21 protein-coding genes are annotated in these 22,816 nt (G+C 48.4%); 7 read left to right on the plus strand and 14 right to left on the minus strand.

The window, feature by feature from the left end; all coding sequences use genetic code 11:
* Positions 1-173: 173 nt before the first annotated feature.
* The 4 genes from KBW69_RS16765 to KBW69_RS16780 all read left to right on the plus strand — a co-directional run bounded on the left by KBW69_RS16765 (position 174) and on the right by KBW69_RS16780 (position 5,127).
* Positions 174-434 (plus strand): type II toxin-antitoxin system Phd/YefM family antitoxin, encoded by a 261-nt coding sequence (locus KBW69_RS16765; RefSeq protein WP_257254905.1) that lies wholly within the window; start codon positions 174-176, stop codon positions 432-434.
* Positions 434-742, plus strand: a complete 309-nt coding sequence (locus KBW69_RS16770; protein ID WP_257281604.1) for a type II toxin-antitoxin system RelE/ParE family toxin — start codon at positions 434-436, stop codon at positions 740-742. Before KBW69_RS16765 ends, KBW69_RS16770 begins: the two co-directional genes overlap by 1 nt.
* Before the next feature lie 503 nt (positions 743-1,245).
* The gene (locus KBW69_RS16775; RefSeq protein WP_257281605.1) at positions 1,246-4,449 is read left to right on the plus strand and encodes a hypothetical protein; all 3,204 of its coding nucleotides are present in this window, start codon (positions 1,246-1,248) and stop codon (positions 4,447-4,449) included.
* A gap of 12 nt (positions 4,450-4,461) precedes the next feature.
* Entirely contained in the window at positions 4,462-5,127 is a 666-nt protein-coding gene (locus KBW69_RS16780; protein WP_257253401.1) for a YiiX/YebB-like N1pC/P60 family cysteine hydrolase, read from the plus strand.
* Positions 5,128-5,139: 12 nt separating this feature from the next.
* Here KBW69_RS16780 and speB read toward each other — a convergent pair whose 3' ends face one another.
* The 5 genes from speB to KBW69_RS16805 form a co-directional block, all read right to left on the minus strand.
* Positions 5,140-6,066 (minus strand): agmatinase, encoded by a 927-nt coding sequence (gene speB, locus KBW69_RS16785; protein WP_257253402.1) that lies wholly within the window; start codon positions 6,064-6,066, stop codon positions 5,140-5,142.
* A 4-nt stretch (positions 6,067-6,070) separates the two neighbouring features.
* Positions 6,071-7,000 carry an S-adenosylmethionine decarboxylase proenzyme gene (locus KBW69_RS16790; protein WP_257253405.1) on the minus strand — a complete coding sequence of 310 codons (930 nt, stop codon included), beginning with the start codon at positions 6,998-7,000 and terminating at the stop codon, positions 6,071-6,073.
* Positions 7,000-8,982, minus strand: a complete 1,983-nt coding sequence (gene speA / locus KBW69_RS16795) for a biosynthetic arginine decarboxylase (protein WP_257281606.1) — start codon at positions 8,980-8,982, stop codon at positions 7,000-7,002. The genes KBW69_RS16790 and speA overlap by 1 nt, the downstream gene beginning before the upstream one ends.
* Positions 8,975-9,853, minus strand: a complete 879-nt coding sequence (gene speE, locus KBW69_RS16800) for a polyamine aminopropyltransferase (RefSeq protein WP_257281607.1) — start codon at positions 9,851-9,853, stop codon at positions 8,975-8,977. The genes speA and speE overlap by 8 nt, the downstream gene beginning before the upstream one ends.
* Positions 9,854-10,140: 287 nt before the next feature.
* Positions 10,141-10,629 (minus strand): hypothetical protein, encoded by a 489-nt coding sequence (locus KBW69_RS16805; RefSeq protein WP_257281608.1) that lies wholly within the window; start codon positions 10,627-10,629, stop codon positions 10,141-10,143.
* Between the two features lie 397 nt (positions 10,630-11,026).
* On the opposite strand from KBW69_RS16805, the gene KBW69_RS16810 reads away from it, so the two are divergent.
* Positions 11,027-11,509 carry a DUF29 domain-containing protein gene (locus KBW69_RS16810; protein ID WP_257281609.1) on the plus strand — a complete coding sequence of 161 codons (483 nt, stop codon included), beginning with the start codon at positions 11,027-11,029 and terminating at the stop codon, positions 11,507-11,509.
* 209 nt (positions 11,510-11,718) lie between these two features.
* On the opposite strand, the gene oppF is transcribed toward KBW69_RS16810, so the two are convergent.
* The 9 genes from oppF to KBW69_RS16855 all read right to left on the minus strand — a co-directional run bounded on the left by oppF (position 11,719) and on the right by KBW69_RS16855 (position 20,226).
* Positions 11,719-12,741, minus strand: a complete 1,023-nt coding sequence (oppF, locus tag KBW69_RS16815) for a murein tripeptide/oligopeptide ABC transporter ATP binding protein OppF (RefSeq protein WP_257281610.1) — start codon at positions 12,739-12,741, stop codon at positions 11,719-11,721.
* The gene (locus tag KBW69_RS16820) at positions 12,738-13,733 is read right to left on the minus strand and encodes an ABC transporter ATP-binding protein (RefSeq protein ID WP_257281611.1); all 996 of its coding nucleotides are present in this window, start codon (positions 13,731-13,733) and stop codon (positions 12,738-12,740) included. Before KBW69_RS16820 ends, oppF begins: the two co-directional genes overlap by 4 nt.
* A gap of 1 nt (position 13,734) precedes the next feature.
* Positions 13,735-14,655: an oligopeptide ABC transporter permease OppC gene (gene oppC, locus KBW69_RS16825; protein WP_257281631.1), complete on the minus strand. Its 921-nt coding sequence runs from the start codon at positions 14,653-14,655 to the stop codon at positions 13,735-13,737.
* Positions 14,656-14,697: 42 nt separating this feature from the next.
* Entirely contained in the window at positions 14,698-15,624 is a 927-nt protein-coding gene (gene oppB, locus KBW69_RS16830) for an oligopeptide ABC transporter permease OppB (RefSeq protein ID WP_257281612.1), read from the minus strand.
* 175 nt (positions 15,625-15,799) lie between these two features.
* Positions 15,800-17,437 (minus strand): ABC transporter substrate-binding protein, encoded by a 1,638-nt coding sequence (locus KBW69_RS16835; RefSeq protein WP_257281613.1) that lies wholly within the window; start codon positions 17,435-17,437, stop codon positions 15,800-15,802.
* 659 nt (positions 17,438-18,096) lie between these two features.
* The gene (locus KBW69_RS16840) at positions 18,097-18,687 is read right to left on the minus strand and encodes a YhgN family NAAT transporter (protein ID WP_368736448.1); all 591 of its coding nucleotides are present in this window, start codon (positions 18,685-18,687) and stop codon (positions 18,097-18,099) included.
* Between the two features lie 160 nt (positions 18,688-18,847).
* Positions 18,848-19,279, minus strand: a complete 432-nt coding sequence (locus KBW69_RS16845; protein WP_257253377.1) for a hypothetical protein — start codon at positions 19,277-19,279, stop codon at positions 18,848-18,850.
* A 65-nt stretch (positions 19,280-19,344) separates the two neighbouring features.
* Positions 19,345-19,566, minus strand: a complete 222-nt coding sequence (locus KBW69_RS16850; RefSeq protein ID WP_257253375.1) for a hypothetical protein — start codon at positions 19,564-19,566, stop codon at positions 19,345-19,347.
* A 120-nt stretch (positions 19,567-19,686) separates the two neighbouring features.
* Positions 19,687-20,226 carry a gamma carbonic anhydrase family protein gene (locus KBW69_RS16855; RefSeq protein ID WP_257253374.1) on the minus strand — a complete coding sequence of 180 codons (540 nt, stop codon included), beginning with the start codon at positions 20,224-20,226 and terminating at the stop codon, positions 19,687-19,689.
* A gap of 115 nt (positions 20,227-20,341) precedes the next feature.
* Between KBW69_RS16855 and prlC the strand changes: the two genes are divergently transcribed.
* Together prlC and KBW69_RS16865 are read left to right on the plus strand one after the other, a co-directional pair.
* Positions 20,342-22,387 (plus strand): oligopeptidase A, encoded by a 2,046-nt coding sequence (gene prlC / locus KBW69_RS16860; RefSeq protein WP_257281614.1) that lies wholly within the window; start codon positions 20,342-20,344, stop codon positions 22,385-22,387.
* Positions 22,388-22,487: 100 nt separating this feature from the next.
* Positions 22,488-22,739 (plus strand): YheV family putative zinc ribbon protein, encoded by a 252-nt coding sequence (locus KBW69_RS16865; RefSeq protein ID WP_257254639.1) that lies wholly within the window; start codon positions 22,488-22,490, stop codon positions 22,737-22,739.
* Positions 22,740-22,816: the final 77 nt, after the last annotated feature.

A 22,816-nucleotide genomic window follows, 5' to 3' on the forward strand; every position in this document is an offset into this window, starting at 1 on the left:
TAAAAGCAATTTTGCAGGCCGTATCCCTGGTAACGGTTTTTCGTAGGTGATACGGCGCTTTTGGGTGAACCGTCGAAAATCACGAAGCAGAAATTTATATTCTACATTTTAGCGGAAATAGGTTGATTTGATTATAATAAACGAATCGAACGATATTATGGAGACTAAAAACTATGCAGGCTCTTTCTGCTAATGAAGCCAAAACCCATTTTGGAGATATGTTGCTCAAAGCGCAGCGTAGCCCTGTTCAGATCAGTAAGAATGGTAAGCCCGTTGCTGTGGTTATCTCAGCTGACGAATACCAAAACATCGAGACGCTCAAGTTGCAAATGTTGAAGTTAAGGGCAGATCAGGCCAAAGCTGATATAGAAGCAGGCAAACTGGCTGATGGTGGTGCATTCTTTGATGAGCTGGAAGCAGGCCAACATGACTGATGGCTGCTTATCGCTTAACGCCGGATGCACAATCTGATCTGATCGAAATTCGCCGGTACACAGTAGCACAATGGGGAACTGCTCAGTCCGGAAAATACCTATCGGAACTCCGGCAAACCATTCACCTGCTTGCTGAAACGCCATCCCTTGGTAAGCATAGGACAGAGGTCGGATCAAATGTGTTGAGTTTTTCCCATTCGAGCCATGTCATCTATTACATGATGCATGAGGAAGTATTGGTGGTATTTGGTGTCTTACACAGACGAATGGTGCCGCTCAATCACCTGATCAATCGAGAGATCATCTAGCAGCCTGTCGGACTTAAGCGTCCGTAGCGAGGATTGCAGGAATTTTTAGACCAATTTATTGCAACCGCAGTAGGACAGCCTTAAGTCCGACAGGCTGCTAGGGGTTCTGGCCGGTAGGCATTAATCAAGGCTGCAATGAAAAAAAACCAAAAACGTATTCAGCTGTTATTCCATAGCAAAAAAATGAAGCTACCCCTACTCTGCTATAATTCTCTGCGCATCGTGCGTGGTTTAACAACCCCTTTCTCAGCTGGATTTTACGCTTCGTCACTGGTGCAAAGGGCTTTTTCTTCACCCACCGCTTAATCACATCTTGTTGATGGCAAATTTCCATGGCCCCTCAAGTTTTGACGGCGAGGAAACAAAATAACCTCAAATTGTCGTTATTCCTTAAACGAGCATACTTACATTTATTGATTCTATTTTGGATTGCTGGTCTCGTGCAGGCATGGGATGGAGTTGCTGGTCAACAGAGTAGTTCGCATCCACATCAGTCACAAGCAATGGATTCAAAAGAAAACACACCAGAGTCAACACTCCCGCACCCTCACTTACTCGAATGGCAACCGCCATCAATGACAACACTTGAAGATCAGATAAAGTCCCGTTTCTACATCCAACCTTCTCCAGAGTCAGGATATTCAGGAAGCGTTGAGCTGACTCTCACCATTCAGCCTTTTGAGCAACTGGTGATCTGCGCAGCACATATCCAGTCTAAAAATAACGCTGACATCATAAGTCTCTCTGAGGAGTTTGACCCTTCAACTTCGGGCAGTATTTTTTATTTAACCACCAAAAGCTGGCAGCTGGATATCACCCTGATAAGACCCTACCGATGCTCAGAAACACTCTTAAATAAATACAGCTATGACGTTGGTCAATTCATACTCTCCACTCAACCCATACTCGCTCTGGCAACCGCCAGAAGCCAGAAGGAAGATAAAAAAACGACGGAAAATGAACCAAATAAAAAGGGAAAAGGGCTGAACATAACAGGACTTCAGGCAGGATCGAAATTTGACAGAACGGAGAGTGGTGACGGTGGTGGTATTTTTTGGCCCGGCGATGACAATAACCAGCATTGGAAACCACACTGGATGGCACTGCAAAGCAATACCGACTGGGAGATCAGCATAGGTCCCATACTCAGACTGGACTGGGGCTGGCTGACAGAGTTGACAGGTGACAACCCTATGCACTGGCTGTTTGGAACCTGGAGTGGTGAGTCCGACAGAAGGCTGCGTGTAAATATCAATGGGAACCAGGTTAGTTCTTTGCGTCTCACTCCAACGCAATTCAATCAACTCCTCAAAAACCTGGGAAGTACACAACAAGTCATACGGTGGTTGAAGCCCCTGCTCAACGGACAGGCGGAGTTTATAGAACACCTGTTAGATATGTCCGAAGGCATTGAAGACCATGAAAAGGATATACAGGCTGCCATTATCGTTGAACGGATTGCAGCAGTGATTGAGCAGACTGATGAATTCGATCTTGATTTTGAGTTGAAGCTATTGAACGAAAAACAGGAGATAGTGAGATTGGAACCGGAGGGCACAGCTTCTGAAGAAATCATTAATGAATACATGCTGCAAGCACCAGAGGCGAGCGGCGTTAGTGATCAGTTATTGCAAGTAGCAAGAGGTGGTAAAAGCAGTGTTGGCCCCGATGCAGGTGCACAAGCTAATGGTATTGAAGATCAGCAGGCAGATTCACTTCCAGAAAATACAAAGAAGCAGTCTGGCCATGAAGAAAGAAGTCGATTTAGCTTACCTGAGCCATACACCTCTAATGGCTTGATCAATAGCTGGACGGTTAAAGGCATGCAAGTTGCTCTTATGCTCGGGCAAAATGGGTTGGAAGCCTGGGTTATGTCGGAGGATGGGAAAACGATTTTTATTCCCCCATACGACATTGTAAACATTCCAAAGGAAATCCAGAATGAGATCTGCCATTTGCGAGGATTTTGTAAAGGAACATGGGTAGACCTCCACAGATTAAACGACGGAAGTTATAAGGTATATGTTCATCCAAGATTAAGGGGTGGAGGGCCTATCGGAACGACTATAGGGGTTGCTTTAGGAGGCATTCAAGTTGCGGCTGGAGTAACACTTACATTGCGTACGGGTGAGCTGGAAGCGGCTGTAGGAGGAGCATTGATTAGCTCAGGGATACAAGGCTCAATATATAGCTGTAAAGCAAGAGACTGCGATCCAGGAGAGTATATCAAACAAAGCTTCATAGGAGGAATAAGTGGAGCAGTAGCTGGTTTGTGTACTTCCGGAGCATTGAAGGTATTAGGTAAATTTACTGGTTCAATAACCAGCGGAGCAACCCTAGGCAATGCCGCAACCACAGGCTTTTTAGTAGTGGATGACGTTCTTGCAGGAGCGGTTGGTGGATTTAGCTCAAATCTTGCCGAAAGTGCAACTAAAGCTGTAATTAATCGAGAAAACGGTACCTTTTTTACTAAAGAAACAGCAAGAAATGCTGTTATTGGAGCTTTTTCAGGTGGTACAGCCGGAGGTGTCGGGAATATATTAAGAGGGATATCATCCCAAGCAACGGCTCGCGTAATTAATGCTTGTGATGAAGAAATGGCAAGATCCAAACCTATGAAAGTTATTGCTGGAAGTTTAAGCGGATCTGTAGCGGGCGGTGCTACCTCTGCGATAAGTCGATTCAGCACTAATTGGCTCAGGGGAAACGACAAGCTGGATGGGTGTGGCTCCGCAGCGCTTGTAGGTGCAGGTATAGGATTTATAATCGGAGGTGTAAACGCTCACAGAGCATATTCTTACTATACCAAAAGGGAGCTAACCCCTGAGGAACGGGATTGTATTGATAAATCTGTAGCGGGCTATATACAGGAAATGGTAAATGAAAAATCTAAAACCGAGCCCTTTCTCTTTGAGAGAAATAAAGAACATAAATTACGCATAACAAAAACTAATGAGATAAAAGTTAAGGTGGATTCGTTAAATGATCGTATCTATTTTGAGATCCCATATCATGTGTTTTGCCGCATATATATAAGACCTATAATTTCTTTAAAATTAATTCCAAAATTTATTCGTGAAAGGAAGATATGGCAAGAGCATACAGAATTCGATATGACCCTGAGGACTGAAGTAAGTCTGAATCATTTTTGTAACACAGGGAAGGTTAATAATTACCATTACACATTTGATACAAAACCGATTATAAAACCCCTTGGAAAACTCCTTGGCCCTAAAATTTGCGTATACGGTGAGGCTAAAGAAATGATTGAGGAGGAACTAGAAAGCCTCTTTGCTCAATTAGAAAGTCGCTCTCCAGAAATAATCTCTGGGATTCAGGGCTATATAGCAAACTCAATACCAAATCAAATAACGTTTCTAGATCGAAAAATTATTCTTACTAAGACAAGTGATGGAGATTATGAATTTGATTCGAAAACCAACCAGCTTGTTTGGAACAACCCTGTTAAGGTTCAAATATTAAGTGAAAAAGTAATTGTCGGTGGAGTATTACAAGTCAGAGTATCTATACATAACGTTGAGCGAAATTTAGAAATTGATCAGATCCGACTGTCTATAGATGATTCAACAAAACTATTGCTGGGGAAACAAGATATGTCATTATTTCTGCCATCTCTATATACAGAATTAGAACATCAATTAAATCTTATCAGAAAGCAAATTTTAGATCGCTATTTTCAACGATGAGGATTTTGGTAAATGACTGAGCAGCCAAATTCCATGCCCATTCCAGAACTGCAAAAAGGCGACCTTCTGTTTCAACTTCGCAAGGGAGGAGAGCTGGAGTGGGTCATCAGTAGACTGTTTGCTGGTTATAACGGCATGGCCCTGAATCATGTGGCCATTGCGACTGAGAGCGGGGAGTTGGTTGAAGCGGTGATGCCAAAGGTTCAGACAATAACCCTGACTCAATTTATGGATAAATCGGTGTGCGATGGACTGGGACGACCATGCATTCTGGTGGCTCGTCTCAAGTCACCATGGCTTCCTTTAGTTAATAAAGCGTTGGCCTTTGCTGATCAGCAGTTGCACATTCCTTACAATAGGGACTTTTCTCCGCAGGGTCATGCTCGATCCGATATCAGTGAACGAGCCTGGTACTGTAGCGCTCTTGTTTTGGAAGCGTTCAGGTCTGCTAACGAGGGAGAACCGGTATTTCCAGAAACCCCCATGGGGTTCCGTGATCTGGAAACCGGAGAAATATTGCCTTATTGGGTAGACTTTTATCAGAAGGTAGGACAACCCATACCGGAAGGAGAGCCGGGCTCACACCCCGCCCTGCTCTCATGTTCGGATAAGCTTGATGTGATCAGAGTGGTAGGACAACTTCCCGCCAGACAGGCTACTAACGGGCAGCTTGTCTGAGCTGAAGGGTTGTCAGGTGGCTTCTGATCGGGCTGCCTGTAGATAAAGCATCTCAAGAGCAATCGTAGCACCCGCCAGAGCGGTAATATCGGCGTGATCATAAGCTGGTGCAACTTCAACCACGTCCATGCCCACAATATCCAGTCCCTGAAGACCTCTGAGCAGTTGCAAAGCCCGGTCCGAGCTCAGGCCGCCACAAACCGGTGTTCCGGTTCCCGGAGCATAGGCCGGGTCCAGACAGTCGATATCAAAGGTCAGGTAAACAAGACGATCACCTGCTTTTTCGCGTATTTTTTCGATTATCTCTGCCACTGGTGCACCGTTAACGTAGCTGGCATCCAGAACATTGAAACGGGTGTTCTTGTGATCGTAAGTGGTTCGAATACCAATCTGGGTTGAAGCCGAGGCATCAATCAACCCTTCAACCTGAGCATGATAAAACATGGTTCCGTGGTCGAACTTGCCACCCTGGTTATAGTCGTCGGTATGAGCATCAAAGTGGACCAATGCCAAAGGACCATGATATTTGGCGTGAGCTCTCAGCAAAGGCAGGGTAATAAAGTGATCGCCTCCAAACGACAGCATACGTTTGCCAGCAGACAATAGCTGGTCGGCATGCTGAAACAGGGTATCGCTCATATCTTGGGCGTTACCGCATTCAAAGACCAGGTCACCACAGTCAGCAATGGACAGATAGTCTTTCAGGTTGAAGAACCAGGGCCAGCGCTTGCCCTCCCAGGATAGGTTTACCGATGCCTTGCGAATGGCCTCGGGACCAAAGCGAGCACCGCTGCGTCCTGTAGTCGCCAGATCAAAAGGAATGCCGGTAATGATCAGGTCAGCTCCCGACTGAACAGGATTGAAATCCAACGGCTGTCGCAGAAAGCCAAAGGCGTTAGCGTAAAGGGAGTGGTCTTCCTTTTTTATCGACGTAGTCATGATTTTATCCCGTCAGTTCCACCGCCTGTAATGAGCGCTGCTCTTTGTGCTGGTAATGATTAAAGCTCATTTCATAGCCACACTGCAGAGGCAGACGGCACTCTGTCAGACAGCTGAACTCGCCATTTTCCCGCAAGGGCGCCGGTGCATTAAAGCCAATCAGATCCCAGCTCCCGGGGCGCAGGGCTTCCAGTAGCTTTTCCAGAATAGCGGTGTCTTCCATATTCAGGTTGGTTTCAAAGCTGACATAGGAGCTGTCTTCCTGAGGTGTGATATGGAAAGTGGCGTAACGATCATCCTTGATGGCGTTGAGAGAGTAGCCAAAGGGTTCAAACAACCAGTCACTCAGATCAAAATCTGGCAGGATTTCATCCAGTCTGAGCAATTGCCGGATGCCTTCAATCGTTTGTCCTTCACTACGAAGATAGTGAGCAGCTGCACCTTTGATATGATACATCAGTAATTCGCTGGTCTGATCATCCGCATGGGGATGATAGGGACGATTCAGATGGAAGATGTAGTTGTGGTGACTGTCCAGACTGCCGATACGGAAGGCACTACCCTCCAGCTCAGACTGAATCCGGTTAATATCTTTCTCGAAAGACGTTTTCTGCAGATGCGACTGGTACTCATTTTTGCGTTGGAAACTGGCAAACAGAATGTGTTCATCAGCGATGTGTTCCAGAAAATAAAGGAATGCATCGGCCAGAGTCGTGGTTCCACAGGTCAACATCAGGAAGCGGTCTTCCCAAACAAACAGACTCGATTCTGACAGCAGATAAGCGTCGCAATAGTCATTACTCAGGGTCGTCAGAATGTCCGCCTGAGCCTTGGCCACCATATCAGACCAGAAGTCTTTGCCCAGCTCACGCAGCGAGCCCGCCTCGGCCGCTGTAATGACTTCTACTTTTTTTTCAGAGCCTTCGAAGAACATCACAGCTCAACTCCTCCCAGGTGTTCAAGGTAGGTGTAGCCCTTTAGGCCTGCTTCCAGCTCTTCCAGCACAGAGGTCCGGCTGGATTCTGGCAGATATTCTTCCACCAGTTTCTGATAGGTATGCAGGAAGCTTTCCGGTTTCAGATTCACGTATTTAAGAACATCTTCTACGGTGTCCCCAGCCTGGAAATCAAACATCTCAATTAATCCAAGGTCTGTGACACGAACGGATACTGTGTCGGTGTCGCCAAATAAATTGTGCATGTCACCAAGAATTTCCTGATAGGCACCAACCAGGAAAATACCAATCATGTAAGGCTTGTCCGAATGCCACTCAGGGACAGGCAGAGTGGTTTCTATACCCTGACCGTCAACGTACTGGTCAATGGTGCCGTCGGAGTCACAGGTAATATCGAGCATAACGGCACGCTTTTCGGGCGGGCGGTTCAGTCCGGAAAGTGGCAGCACCGGGAATACCTGATCAATACCCCAGGCATCGGGCAACGATTGAAACAGTGAAAAGTTGACGTAGAATTTGTCAGCCAGTTTTTCACTCAGCTCATCAATCAGAGGTCTGTGCGAACGATTTTTATGAGACAGCCGTTTGGACAGCTCATAACAGATTCTTAAATTAATACTTTCTGCCCAGGCTCTCTGTTCCAGATCCAGCAGGCCTATTCCGAATTGGGTATGAACCTCAGAAAGGTCACTCTGAGTATCGTGGAACAATTCAACCAGTGCCCGTTGCTCAACACCTTTCACCAGATCTTTCCAGGAGCCCCACATATTGTGGAGAAGTTGCGGGGCTTCTTTGCCCGGTGCCACAGGCTCTTCCGGCTCGTAGCTTTCGACACCCACTACGTCGGTGATCAGGACGGCATGGTGCGCCGTCAGATTTCTACCCGACTCCGATATAATCCTTGGCACAGGAATGGCCTGTTCAGCGCAAAGATCGCCCAGGGTATAAACGATATTGTTCGCATATTCCTGAAGGCTGTAGTTCATGGAACAGTTGCTCTGGCTTCGGGTACCTTCGTAGTCCACAGCCAGGCCGCCACCCACATCCAGACAATGGATCGGGGCACCCAGGCGATACAGTTCCGCATAAACTCTTGCACACTCGCTGATCCCCTTGCGGATATCACGAATATTCGACATCTGGGAACCCAGATGGAAGTGCAGCAGCTGCAAAGAATCCATGTTGTCACTGTCTTTTAGCCGCTTGATGACATTCAGTACCTGGCTGGCAGACAGACCAAACTTGGATTTCTCGCCACCACTGGCCTGCCATTTTCCCTTGCCTTGAGAAGCAAGGCGAACACGAAGACCCAGCCTGGGGGGGACACCCAGTTCTTTGGCCTCTTTCAGAACCATTTCCAGCTCGGTGATTTTTTCCAGAACGATATACACCTGATGCCCCAGCTTTTCACCGATCAGCGCCAGACGAATGTATTCTCTGTCTTTGTAGCCATTGCAAACAATGACAGAGCTGGCACGGTTCGCCATGGCCAGTACTGCCAACAACTCAGGTTTACTGCCACACTCAAGACCCAGTTGACGATCCTGTCTGGAGGCCTGGCTTTCCAGAATCTCCTCGACCACGGCCCGCTGCTGATTCACCTTGATGGGATAAACCGCCAGGTAATCATTTCGATAGCCGTATTCGCCAATGGCCTGGTTAAAGGCGTCACACAGAGTGTTAACCCGATCATGGAGAATCTCCGGAAAACGTACCAGAATGGGCAATGACGCCCCTTTGCGAACCAGTTGAGCAGCAATATTATTGAGACTGACAGCCGGTCTGCCCCTGGGCAGATAGACGACCTCGCCGTCATCGTTAATATCGAAGTATCCCTGACTCCAATAGCGGGCATTGTAGGTGGAGCGTGACGCTTCCACGCTCCATTCGCTGTCTGTAGTCAGTGGCTCATGGCTGCTGATCGTGCTTTCCGGAAAGTCGGGCATCGCTGGGTTAGTCATTGACCTTCTGTATCGCCTTTTCTACGTATCCGGGCAGAGCAAAAGCTGCCTTGTGGATAGCGGGAGTGTAATAACGTGTTTCGACACCGCAGGCTTCAAAACGTTCAGTGACTGTTTCCAGAGAAACATGACGGGCTTCAGGATTGTCGGAACCCCAGGCAAAGGTCATGATACCGCCTGCATAAGTGGGTACAGCAGCACTGTAGAAGTAGCAGTCATCCATATAATGGCCCAGACGCCGGGTGGTGGTTTCTACTTCTTCCAGTTGCATGAAGCAGACGCCGTTCTGAGCGACAAAGATGCCGCCTTCTTTCAGCAGACGTTTGCAGCCAGCATAGAACTCTGAAGAGAACAGCACTTCACCAGGACCAATGGGATCTGTGCAGTCAGAAATGATGACGTCAAAGCTGCCGTCGGGTGTTTTTTCACGGTCACTGACAAAATTGATGCCGTCGTCAATCACCAGGTGGGCTCGTGGGTCTTCGTAGGCGCCAGCGGAGTGGTTGGGCAGCCACTTTTTGCACATGTCGACCACAGCGCCATCAATTTCAACCATGGTGACGTGCTCAACGTTTTTGTGCTTTAGCACTTCACGCAGGATACCACCGTCACCACCACCGATGATCAGTACTCGCCGGGCGTTTCCGTGAGTCAGGATCGGCACATGAGTCATCATTTCGTGATAGATGAACTCATCTTTCTCTGTAGTCTGGATAACACCATCCAGCGCCATCATGCGACCAAACATCTTGTTGTTGAATATGACCAGATGCTGGTGTTCGGTTTTCTGTTCGAACAGCATCTCATCGACGGAAAAGCTCTGGCCGTAGCCATCATAGAGGGTCTCAAGGTATGTGTTGTCTTTTAGCATGATGCCTTTCCTTTTAAAACCGACCTTCAATAACGGGAAGGTCCAACCAGCCAGTTGTCGGGACAGCAGTAGAGAGTCTGGAAATTCAGGACCAGCAGTGAATTGGAACCATTATAGAGGTGCCTCACTCTGGCGAGGGACTCGACCCTTGATCAAGCTCAAGGCTGTTAGAACGCGCGAATTAAACCCTTGAAATGTCAGGATGACAACCCCTGAGGCAGATTTAATCATTATCCCTCAGGGGGTGCACATCGGGGAGCTGTGTTGGTAATCCAATTCAGGTGCCATCAATCGTGACAGGCCACCACTATCGAGGCCATATCGCCAGGAAAGCTTTGATGCGCCTGCATTTTCAGGGAACCGTGACCTTCATAGGAGTAGGTCACATCACAGGTATGCTTGGGTTCATAGCGATTGAAGCTAATGCTGTTGTCGGTTTTAAAGAGAGGCATGTTTATATGCCAGTCAAACATTTGACGGTATTGTTCTCCGTACAGATGCACATAGGTCTCAAATCCGGCAAGGATCGAGCCGTTACATCCGTGTAGCGTGATAGATCCTTGAGAGAACACAGTATAACGTGTTCTGCCGCCTTCGATGATGCCATACTTGGGATGCCCCATATCCAGTAGCATGTCTTCACTGGTATGGTTCTCTAACTTGAAGGTCAGGTACTCCAATGTATCATCGCCACAGACATAATCGCCGTTGGAAGAAGCATGAGTGCAGGCCAGACCAGCGAATACAGCAAAGATGACGGTTTTCTTTACGTCCACGATGTTTCTCCGGGTTGCCACAATCGGAGCGGATTATCAATTTGAAATTGGACGCGTGTCACGTACTATGTTCTGTTTGTTACCGTGAAAATCCCCCGTTTCTTCTTCGATTAAGTCGTTACCCTACCCTTCTCGGATAAGCTAATCACTGTGCCGGTCAATTGTTTGTTTTGTCTGGGAGGATCAGGTCGGGGAGTCTTGTCCTTACTGACTTACCCAGCCGATACGCAATATGACTGAGTGATTGAAATTCATAATAGTCACACCAAAAATCCATAATAGTCGTATCCAAAATCCAATTTGGTCAAAAATATGCTCTGTATCATCATGAATCTTTAGTTCGCCTTTGCTCCCTTTTTTGTTTTTGCCTAAAGTGGAAGAGCAATGGAGGTAGCTTATGGAAAACCTGTACGAAACTGACTTTTACCGCTGGAAAGAGCAACAGAAAGATCACTTGATCAACCGGCGCTTTGATCAACTTGATCTGGAGAGAGTCATTGAGGAGTTTGATGATACGGGCAATGATCGAAACACCCTTCGATCCAGGCTAACGACTCTCTTGCTGCACTTGCTCAAATACCAGTACCAGACTCAGGTCATTAATCCGTTGCTTCCAGAGCCTTATAGCTGCCGAAGCTGGAAAGGCGCCATCCGGGAACAGAGGGAACAGCTGGTCATTCTGCTACAGGACCGTTCCCACCTGAATCACAAAGTCTGTGAGGTATTTGGCGACGCTTTCGCCAGTGGCAAGAAACTGGCTATTCAAGCCATGAATGATTATGTCCAGCCGCATCAGAGACTGAATGAGAGGAGTTTTCCTGAAACCTGTCCCTGGGATTTTGAACAAATCATGACAGAGAATTGGTTGCCGGAAGGTTAGTTGAACGGCAAGACGACTCACCTGCCTTGCAGCCTGTCGGACTTAAGCGTCCGTAGCGAGGATTGCAAGAAATTGAGGATAAAAATTTCTGCTTCTGAGGAGAATAGCGAGCTATTTGACGAAGAAGCAGGAATTTTTAGACCAATTTATTGCAACCGCAGTAGGACAGCCTTAATTCCGACAGGCTGCTTGGACAGGTGAGCAGTCAATCAGGCCTTGGGACAGGCCGCAAAATGCTGGCTACCTAAATCCATCAGCCTTGGACGATGCTCAGCGCAGCTGGCCCCTGCTATCGGGCAACGGGTTCTGAAGACACAGCCGCTGGGCGGATTGATAGGCGATGGCAGGTCGCCCTCCAGCAGTTCAATCTCCTTCTTTTTTTCCATTTCCGGATCAGGGATAGGCACCGCTGACAGCAGAGCTTTGGTATAAGGATGACGCGGAGTATCATACATGGGTTCAGCTTTGGCGGTTTCCACTTCATTACCCAAATACATCACCAAGACCCGGTCACTGATGTGTTTCACTACGCTCAGGTCGTGAGCAATAAAGATCAGGGACAGACCCATTTGTTTCTGAAGCTCTTTCAGCAGGTTAACTACCTGCGCCTGAATGGAAACGTCCAGAGCACTCACCGGCTCATCACAGATCACCAGCTTCGGCTTGAGAATCAGTGCCCGGGCAATACCAATCCGTTGGCACTGACCACCAGAGAACTCATGGGGATAACGGTTAATCACGTTTGGCAGAAGACCTACCTTGGCCATCATTTCACGAACCTGAGAAAGAATGTCATCTTTCGAGAGTTCCGGATAATAGTTGCGCAGAGGTTCGGCAATGATATCGCCTACGGTCATTCTCGGGTTCAGTGACGCCAGAGGATCCTGAAAGATCATCTGGATATCTTTGCGGATCTCTCTCATGGCTTTTTCTGGTAGCCCGGCAATATTGCTTTCCTGCCAAAGGATTTCACCCTCTGTAGCTTTCACCAGACCAATGATCGAGCGGGCCAGTGTTGATTTGCCGCAACCAGACTCACCCACGACGCCGAGAGTTTCTCCTTCGAAGAGATCAAAACTGACACCATCAACGGCTTTCAGAACCGGGGATTTCTCCCAGGGCCAGTTTTTGGCTTTATGAATCGGGAAGTGAACCTTTACATCCCGAACTTTCAAAATAGGCTGAAGGCTATTTTTGCGCTGAAAGCTATCTTTGTTGCGCTGAAGGCTCATGCTGCCACCTCCCTGCCGGAAGTATTAACGGGGGTATCGGGTGTCCAGAAGCAGGCTTTCTGGCGACCGTCACCAAAGTTTTCCAGAGGGGCGGCTTCCTGCTGGCAACGTGGTATGACATGAGGGCAGCGCTCCTGGAAAGGGCAGCCCTGTGGCAGGCTCAGCAGGTTCGGAGGATTACCCGGAATGGTCGGCAGAGTCTCACCCTCTGTATCCAATCGGGGAATCGCACCCAGCAGACCTCGGGAGTATGGATGACGAGGATCGTAGAAGACCTCGTTAGTGGTGCCATATTCCATGGTGCGACCGGCATACATCACCAGCACCTTGTCACAGATGCCAGCTACAACGCCAAGGTCGTGAGTAATCATAATGATGGCGGTGTTAAACTCGGTCTTCAGCTCATTCAACAGTTCCATGATCTGGGCCTGAACGGTGACGTCCAGAGCGGTGGTTGGTTCGTCAGCAATCAACAGTTTGGGACGACACAGCAACGCCATGGCAATCATAACCCGCTGACGCATACCCCCTGAAAACTCATGGGGATACATACTCATACGCTTGCGAGCTTCGGGCATTTTTACCGCATCCAGCATCTTTACGGATTCTTCAAAGGCCTCTTTTTTACTCATGCCTTTGTGCAGCTGGAGAACTTCCATCAGCTGAGGCCCTACTTTCATGTAAGGGTTCAGCGAGGTCATGGGATCCTGGAAGATCATGGAGATCTTTTGGGCACGGATACGGTTCAGCTCAGCTTCACTCAGAGACAGAATATCCTGGCCTTCAAATTTGGCAGAACCCTCAATAATACCGTTTTTGGCCAGCAGTCCCATGAGGGCAAAAGCGGTCTGACTTTTACCTGACCCCGACTCCCCTACCAGACCCAGTGTTTCACCGGCGTTCAGAGAAAAGGTCATATTGTTTACGGCCGTGACATCTCCGTCGGGTGTCGTAAATTTAACCCGCAGGTTATCGACATCTAATAGTTGCATATCAACGATCCTTCGGGTCCAGGGCATCGCGGAGCCCGTCGCCAATAAAGTTAAAACAAAACAGGGTAATCACCAAAAAAGCAGTCGGGAAGGCCAGCTGCCAGATTGCCACTTCCATAGAGATGGCGCCCTCGTTGACCAATGCGCCCCAGCTGGTCATGGGCTCCTGAACACCCAGCCCCAGGAAGCTCAGGAAGGATTCAAACAGAATCATGCCGGGTACCAACAGGGAAGCGTAAACCACCACAATGCCGAGCAGGTTCGGAATCAGGTGACGGAAAATAATCTGGCTGGAATTGGCACCACTGATGATGGCTGCTTCGACAAACTCTTTGCTCTTCAGGCTCAGGGTCTGACCCCTGACGATACGTGCCATATCGAGCCATGAGACGGCCCCTATGGCGATAAAGATCAGCAATATGGAGCGTCCGAAGAAGGTGATCATCAGGATAACCAGGAACATAAACGGGAAAGACTGAAGAATTTCCAGCGCCCGCATCATCAGGTTATCAACACGGCCGCCCAAAAAGCCCGCCATGGCACCGTAGATGGTTCCGATGATCACGGCTACCAGAGCCCCCAGTGCGCCTACCATAAAAGAGATTCGTCCACCTTCAAGGGTACGTACGAAAAGGTCCCGGCCCAGATGGTCGGTACCAAAGAAATGGCCGGTTTCCATAGAGGGCGGTGCAGCCATATTGGCCCAATCAATTTCTTCGTAACTGAACTGACTGGCCATAGGGCCAAAGATAATGAGTAACGTCACCGCTGCCAGAACCATCATACTGGCGACAGCAGCCTTGTTATTCAGAAATCGTCGGCGGGCATCGGCCCAGAGGCTGCGCCCTTCAATCTCCAACCGCCCGTTGGCAAGTTGTTCAGAAAAGTTTTCCACAGCCTTGTGGCTCTCATTTTTCACCATGTTATTCACAGTGCCGCTTTTCAAGGAAATAGACGCCATGGTTTAACTCCCCACCCTGATTTTTGGATCGATCAGCCCGTAGAGAATATCGACGATAGCGGTGAACAAAATGGTCAGTGATCCGATGATGATAGTCAGTCCCAGTACCAGCGAGTAGTCTCTGTTCAGTGCACCATTAACAAAGTGCTGACCCATGCCGGGCAAGCCAAACACGGTTTCGATGACCACTGAGCCGGTAATAATGCCGACGAAAGCCGGACCCAGATAAGAAACAACCGGCAGCAGTGACGGTTTCAGGGCATGTTTGAGAATAATGTGATGCCTTGGCAGACCCTTGGCCCGGGCAGTACGAATAAAGTTGCTGTTCAGGGTTTCAATCATGCTGGAACGCATGATACGGGCTATTGCCGCTACATAAAGAATACCCATGGCAGCAACGGGAAGAATCATGTTCTGCCAGCTACCATCGTTCCAGCCACCCGCTGGCAGCCACTTCAGGCTGATGGAGAAGATCAGTACCATCAGCGGCGCAATCACAAAAGAAGGAAGCACGACACCCACCATGGAGAACGTCATAACGGTGTAGTCGATCCAGGAGTTTTGTTTCAGGGCTGCCAGAGTTCCCAGCCCAACCCCCACAATAACGGTGAACAAAAACGCCAGTGAGCCAATGGTCAGGGAAACCGGGAAGCTCTGCGCCACCAGTTCGTTAACGGTGTAATCCTTGTACTTGAAAGACGGTCCCAGGTCGCCCTGCAGAAGGTCTTTCAGGTAATAGGCAAATTGTTGCCAGAGCGGCTTGTCGAGGTGGTACTTGGCTTCAAGGTTGGCCAGGATTTCCGGCGGCATGTTGAAATCGCCCGTGAAAGGGCTGCCCGGAGCCATCTGCATCAGAAAAAACGACAAAAGAACGAGAATGAACAGTGTCGGAATGGCAACGCCGATGCGTTTCAGAATAAATATAAACATAGGTACACTCTTTGTTAGTCTTAGACGACTATGTGTCCCTGACTGTATGTAAAACTTGTTTCCATGCAGGAGAGGCAGTCACGAAACCTCTGATTCCCGTGCTTGAGCCCGGGAATCAGAGGTTTGCGACATCCCTCAAGAGCGTGGGAACCAGGGGTTTTCCACGCCAGAGAGATTAATGCTTCTTGATATACAAATCTCTGGTGTAAACGTTGTCCTCAACATTGCTCATGGGGTAACCGCCGACGTGGGGCTTAACCAGTCGGCTGGTTACGTATTGGTAGATAGGAGCGACAGGCATCTCATCAGCCAGAATCTTCTCGGCTTCAGTGTAGAGGTGGGAGCGTTCTTCGTCGCTGGTCACGACTCTGGATTTAGCCATCAGCTCGTCATACATCTCGTTTACAAACTGGGAGTCATTCTGACCGTGGGTGGAGGTATTCAGATCCAGCATGGTAGAGGCTTCATTGTAGTCGCCAATCCATCCGGCACGGGCTACTTCGAACTTGCCGTCGTTACGGGAATCGAGGAAGGTTTTCCACTCCTGGTTCACCAGAGTGACCTTCACACCCAGTGGCTTCCACATCTGGGCAATGGCGATAGCGATTTTCTTGTGAGACTCGTCCGTGTTGTACAGGATTTCCAGCTCCAGAGGCTTGTCCGGGCCGTATCCAGCTTCAGTCATCAGACGCTTGGCTTGTGCATTTCGCTCAGCCTGGGGCATTTTGCTGTAGGCAGTGGTCGGTGGTACAAAGCCGCTGATGGTATCAGGGGTGAAGGTGTAAGCAGACTTCTCACCCTGACCTTTCACGTATTGGGTGATTGCATCACGATCGATGGCGTAGGACAGAGCCTTGCGAACACGAGCATCATCAAAAGGCTTACGTTGAGTGTTAAAGCTGTAGTAGTAGGTACCCAGATATGGGGTTACCTTCACTTCATTGGGGCTCGCCTTTTTCAGGGACTTGAAATGTTCAATAGGAATCACGTAAGTCATGTCCATTTCACCGGCCTTGTAGCGGTTCAGCTCAGGAGTGTTCTGGAGAGGCAGGTAAGTCACCTTGTTGATAACGGTTTCATTATTGTTCCAGTAGTTATTGTTACGCTCCAGAACGATTTTTTCGTTAACACGCCAGTCAGCCAGCTTGTAAGCCCCGTTGGATACCATGTTGCCCGGACGGGTCCAGCTGTCTCCTAACTTTTCAACGACTTTCCGGGGAACCGGAAAAGTGGTCTGGTGAGCCAACATTTTGATGAAGTAAGGAACAGGTTGCTCCAGAGTGACCTGGAAGGTTTTGTCATCAATAGCTTTAACGCCCAGACTGTCGGCTGGCTTTTGGCCTTTGACGATAGCAGAAGCGTTGACGATGGTTGGGATTTCCATGAACCAGGCATAACGGGAGGCTGTTTCAGGATCAACCGCACGCTGGAAAGCAAACACAAAATCGCCCGCTGTTACCGGGTCTCCATTGGACCATTTCGCGGTGTCACGAATTTTAAATGTAAATACTTTATTATCCTTGGAAACAGTCCAGCTTTCAGCTTGCCCCGGGATAGTGTTGCCTTCAGAATCCTGAGTTACCAGACCTTCAAACAGATCTTTGGTGATGTTAGAGCCTGGAACACCTTCCACTTTCTGAGGGTCGATAGAGGCAGGTTCTGAGCCGTTCCCGCGAACCAGTTCCTGGACCTGTGCCAGTTGTGTGCCTGCCGGGACGACAGCGGCGCTGGCGCTGGTGGCTGCCATGATGCTGGCGGCCAGAGTCAAAGCCGGAATGCCGACCAGTTTCAGAGCCTTGAATGGCTTCTTCATATTCTTATCCCCTTCATTCGATGACCGGTCTGATAACGGTCAACGCATAATTCTGATTGGAGTTATGGTAATGGGCGGGTGCTGTTGCTGCTGACGAATGTGTCAGAGCAAGACGAGTAACACACGATCCTGTGTATTGCCGTTTTATAACACCTTGTTCAATGATCTCAACCTGAGCGAAGAGTCATCTAATGGTGGTTGTTTTTATTTGATGGACTACTGTCGTCAATTCCGCCGGGCATTGCATTGATCCCGAAAAACAGATTACGGAAATCTTCCCCGACCCTGCTCATCGGCTCTTCGGACTTTGTATTTTTAATACAGAAAAACCGAATCACAACGGGCGGGTAACCGAATATAACTAAAAGTTTTAAAAAGGATCAAGAAGGTTTTGAACGTAGGTGCATAAAAATTGAATCATTCAAAAAGGTAGACTTGTTGAAATTTATAAAAATACAGGTGAATAAACTCGCTTTTCCTTGATATATAGTTATAAATTTTTTTCATAAGGGTGATGCAGTTTTTTTATGCTGGCGAAGTTACACTTTTTTTACAGCGCATCAGGAGATAAGTATTTTACATGGAGGATATAAATAAGGATGATTTTACGAGTTTTGACGTTGGAGGCTGACTTGTGACAGCCTCCAGGCGTTTAGTGGTCAGCTCAGATACTTGGCAATACCGTCCATAAACATTTGCACAGAAAGCATCACCAGAATCATCCCCATCAATCGCTCAATAGCGAATACACCACGGTTGCCCAAGACTCTCATAAATTGATTTGAGCACATCAGGATGGCTGCAGATGCGGCCCAGGCGATCAAAATTGCTGTCACCAGTTTACCCTGTTCTCCCGGATGCTGATTACCCAGCAGAATCAGGGTGGCCAGAATAGAAGGACCAGCAATCAGAGGGATGGCCAAAGGTACGATGAAAGGTTCGCCATCAGGGGAGTCACCCATAATGCCACCACCCCGGCTGGGCGGGAAAATCATCTTGATGGCAATAATAAAGAGGATGATCGCCCCTGCAATGCTGACTGCTTCCTGCCTGAGGTGGAGCACTTGCAGCATGGCATCACCGACGAATAGGAAAATCACCAGAATCAACAAAGCGATCAGCATTTCCCGCATCAGGATTTTGACCCGACGCCTGGGAGGCACAGCTTTTAGAACAGAGATAAAGATTGGCATATTGCCGAGCGGATCCATAATCAGGAACAGCAATATGGCTGTGGAGTAGATTTCCATCAGTGCAGCTCAGACTCGAAAATTGGAATAAAAAGGATTAAGCGGGCTTATATCATCTGGCTTTTAAAAAACCAATCCTGATTTGTTGATGTTGGTATGAAAAAGCCCGACCAGTGAAGTCTGGCGAGCTTTTTGGGGAGGGATAAGCTTTGGGAAGTGATCAGTTTTGAGTATTGGGAATCCTCTGACGGATGAGTAACTCAAGCTGATCAAAACGCTCATCGACCTTGTCAAAACGCTCATCGACCTTGTCAAAGCGCTGATCGACTTCATCAAAGCGCTTATCATGTTCATCAAAGCGCTTATCATGTTCATCAAAGCGTTGACGGGTTTCCCTGACGAACTCGTTGTGTTGTTCATCCGCCCTTTTGAACCCTGCGTGGGTAGCTTCTGTCAGTGCGGCTATGCAGGCTTTGACGGCAGCGAGATCCGTCTTCACCTCGGAAACATCTAACTTTAATCCGGTAATATCACTCTGATTAGTGAGTGCAATGTTTTTTATATCTGCACACACCCTGGCCAGACTGTGCACATCTGCGCCAAGATTTTTATGCTGTGCTTCAAGCTTTTCGAGTCTTGCTTCTAAGGACATAAATCATGGAGCCTGTTTAAGTGAATGAAGTCGTCAGCTTAGCAGACCTTTTAACTTGCACAGGCTTAAATAACAAAATTCTTTTGGCTCACCAACAATGCCAATCTGGCCTGTTTATCTTTCATAGGTCCAGAACTCTGCTCAGCGGTTAGGGCACTGAGATTTTCATGGAATTTCTCAGCCTGCTTTTCAGCATTGTAGATTTCCTGATTATCCATTTGGCTGTCTGCGATCCAGTGGGCTTGTTGAGAGGCAGGTCTGTCGATAGGCTTGATAGTTTCGCTCATGGTGAATCTCCCCAAATCATCAACTGATATGGGAAGATTAGGTCTGGTTAGTTCAACCGTCTGTAATACTATGGGCGAAAATGAATTTTAATTATATTAAATTAATTTTTAATAACTTTTTTAAATGCCCAGGTATTCGTCTTTCAACTTCACATAGTTGTTCGCACCGTAAGAGAAGAGAGCTTTCTCTTTTTCACTGATTGGGCGAGCTTTCTGGGCTGGATTGCCTTTGTACACGAATCCGCTTTCCAGTCGTTTTCCCGGTGGCACCAGGCTGCCCGCAGCAACAATGACTTCCTCTTCGACCACTGCGCCATCCATTACCACAGCTCCAATGCCAATCAGGCAACGATTGTGGATCGTGCAGCCATGCAGGGTGACCTTGTGACCGACCGTCACTTCATCACCAATAATCAACGGGTAACCATCAGGGTTGAAAGTGCTGGCATGGGTGATATGCAACACCGAACCGTCCTGGATACTGGTGCGTGAGCCTATGCGGATGCGGTGCATATCTCCACGCACTACTGCCATGGGCCAGACAGAGCTGTCTTCACCAATTTCTACATCGCCCAGGACCAGAGCGGTTTCGTCAATAAATACCCGGTCACCCAGTGTTGGGGTATGACCTCTGAAGGTTCTGATGGAATGGCTTGTCATGGTGTTTGGCTTCTTTGCTCGTAGGTATTGCATTGTCCTTGAAAACCGATAATCCTGCACCCATAGACATAAAAAGAACGTTCAGTTTGGACAATAAACAGCGAGCATCTGAATTATGAGCAACCCACTGCTGGAAACCTGCGAACTGCCTCCCTTTGCCAAGATTAAACCAGAGTATATAAAACCGGCTATAGAGACCATTATTGCCGAGAGTGAGCAAGCGGTAGACGCACTTCTGGCGGATAAAAATCAATCGTTCAGCTGGAAGACTCTTCAGGAACCCATGGACAGTCTGGGTGACAGGCTTAATCAGGCCTGGTCTCCGGTGGGCCACATGAATGCTGTCGTGAATACCGATGAATTAAGAGATGCTTACAATGCCTGTCTGCCTCTGCTCTCTGAATATTCAACACGGCTGGGTCAGAATCAGGACCTCTATCAGGCCTATCTGACGCTGTCTGAGTCAGCAGAGTTCGAAAAGCTGGATAAGGCCCAGAAAAAAGTCATTACGGATAATTTACGTGATTTCAAACTGGCGGGCGTTGCCTTACCCCAAGAGAAAAAAGCCCGTTATGGTGACATCCAAAAACGCCTTTCTGAACTGACCAGCCAGTTTTCCGACAACGTTTTGGACGCCACCATGGCCTGGTCCAAGCTGATGACCGATGAGTCAGAGCTGATCGGTTTGCCTGAATCGGCATTGGCAGGCGCGAAACAGCTGGCTGAGTCCAAAGGACACAGCGAAGGCTGGATGCTGAATCTGGATTTTCCAAGCTATTTCCCGGTGATCACCTATGCAGACAATCGTGAACTGCGTGAAGAGGTTTATACAGCATTCAGTACCCGGGCATCAGATCAGGGCCCGAATGCGGGCGAATTTGATAATTCAGACAACATTAATGAAATTCTCAAACTGCGTCAGGAGCTGGCCGAATTGCTGGGTTTCAACAATTATGCAGAATACTCACTGGCGACCAAAATGGCTGACTCTACTGATAAGGTCATGGCGTTTCTGGAAGATCTGGCCAGTAAGAGTAAGCCTCAGGCAGAAAAAGAACTGAATGAACTGAGAGCGTTTGCCAAAGCAGAGCATGGTGCTGATGATTTGCAGGCCTGGGACATTGGTTACTATGCCGAGAAGCTCAGGCAGCAACGCTACGCTATTTCTCAGGAAGAGTTGCGTCCCTGGTTCCCGGCTGAGAAAGTAGTGAATGGCATGTTCTCTGTCGTGGAGCGCCTATTCGGTATTACCTTTGAAAAGGTGACCGACGTTGAAACCTGGCACAAAGACGTTGGTTTCTTCAATGTCATTCGTGATGGCGGTGTGATTGGTCGATTCTATCTCGACCTTTATGCCCGTGAACACAAGCGGGGCGGTGCCTGGATGGGTGAGTGCCGGGTGCGTCGCAAGATTGGCGACAAAGTCCAGCTGCCAGTGGCCTACCTGACTTGCAACTTCACGCCACCGGTTGGGAACCAACCTGCCCTGCTGACACACGATGAAGTGGTGACCCTGTTCCATGAGTTTGGTCACGGCCTGCATCATATGCTGACCCGGGTTGATTATTCTGCAGTATCCGGAATCAATGGCGTAGCCTGGGATGCGGTAGAACTGCCCAGTCAGTTCCTTGAGAATTGGTGCTGGGAAGAAGAAAGTCTGGCTCTTATCTCCGGCCACTTTGAAACAGGTGAACCCCTGCCAAAGGATAAGTTGGACAGGCTGCTGGCCGCTAAAAACTTCCAGTCCGCCATGATGATGGTGCGTCAGCTGGAGTTCTCGCTCTTTGATTTCAGACTGCATAAAGATTTCTTAAAGAGCGATAGCGAAGGGAAAACGGTTCAATCGGTACTGGATGAAGTTCGCAGCCAAGTGTCTGTGGTCACGCCTCCGGCCTTCAATCGTTTCCAGCATGGCTTCAGTCATATTTTTGCGGGGGGGTATGCGGCGGGCTACTACAGCTACAAATGGGCTGAGGTGCTGTCTGCGGATGCATTTTCACGATTTGAGGAAGCAGGTATATTCAACCGCCAGACCGGTGAGTCCTTTCTTGAGGAAATTCTGGAAAAAGGCGGTTCAGCCGAGCCGATGGAGCTGTTTGTGAATTTCCGGGGCCGTGAGCCAGAAGTGGATGCCTTGCTGCGCCATTCGGGTATCTCCTGATCAGACGGTCATGAGTCAAAGGTTTTGAGGCCACCGGGTCTTGAAGCCTCGTTATTTTTTTATGCGCCATGGTCATCTATGCGCTGTAGGCCTCAGAGTTATGACAACGAAAAGATTTATTGCCGGAGCCGTCTGCCCTTCCTGTGGTCGGCAGGATTCGGTGAGAATGTACACTGAGAACGGTGAAAACTATCGCGAGTGCGTGGATTGCCATTATTCGGATGTGATGGAAAAAGACCCTTCTCTTGCGGGGAAGCCTCCAGTGACGAGGGTCTCCCCGGAAGGTGGTGAGTCGGATGATGATGCTAACAAGGACAAGGGTGTTCAGATCGTACGAATACTGGATCAATAACCTGGAGTTCGAAATCAGACGTTGTCATAAACCATTCCTGCTGAGGTGCTTTGCTTTAGTGAAGCACCATGGCTGTC

It is taken from the genome of Endozoicomonas sp. ISHI1 (assembly GCF_024606225.1).
Lineage (GTDB): Bacteria > Pseudomonadota > Gammaproteobacteria > Pseudomonadales > Endozoicomonadaceae > Endozoicomonas_A.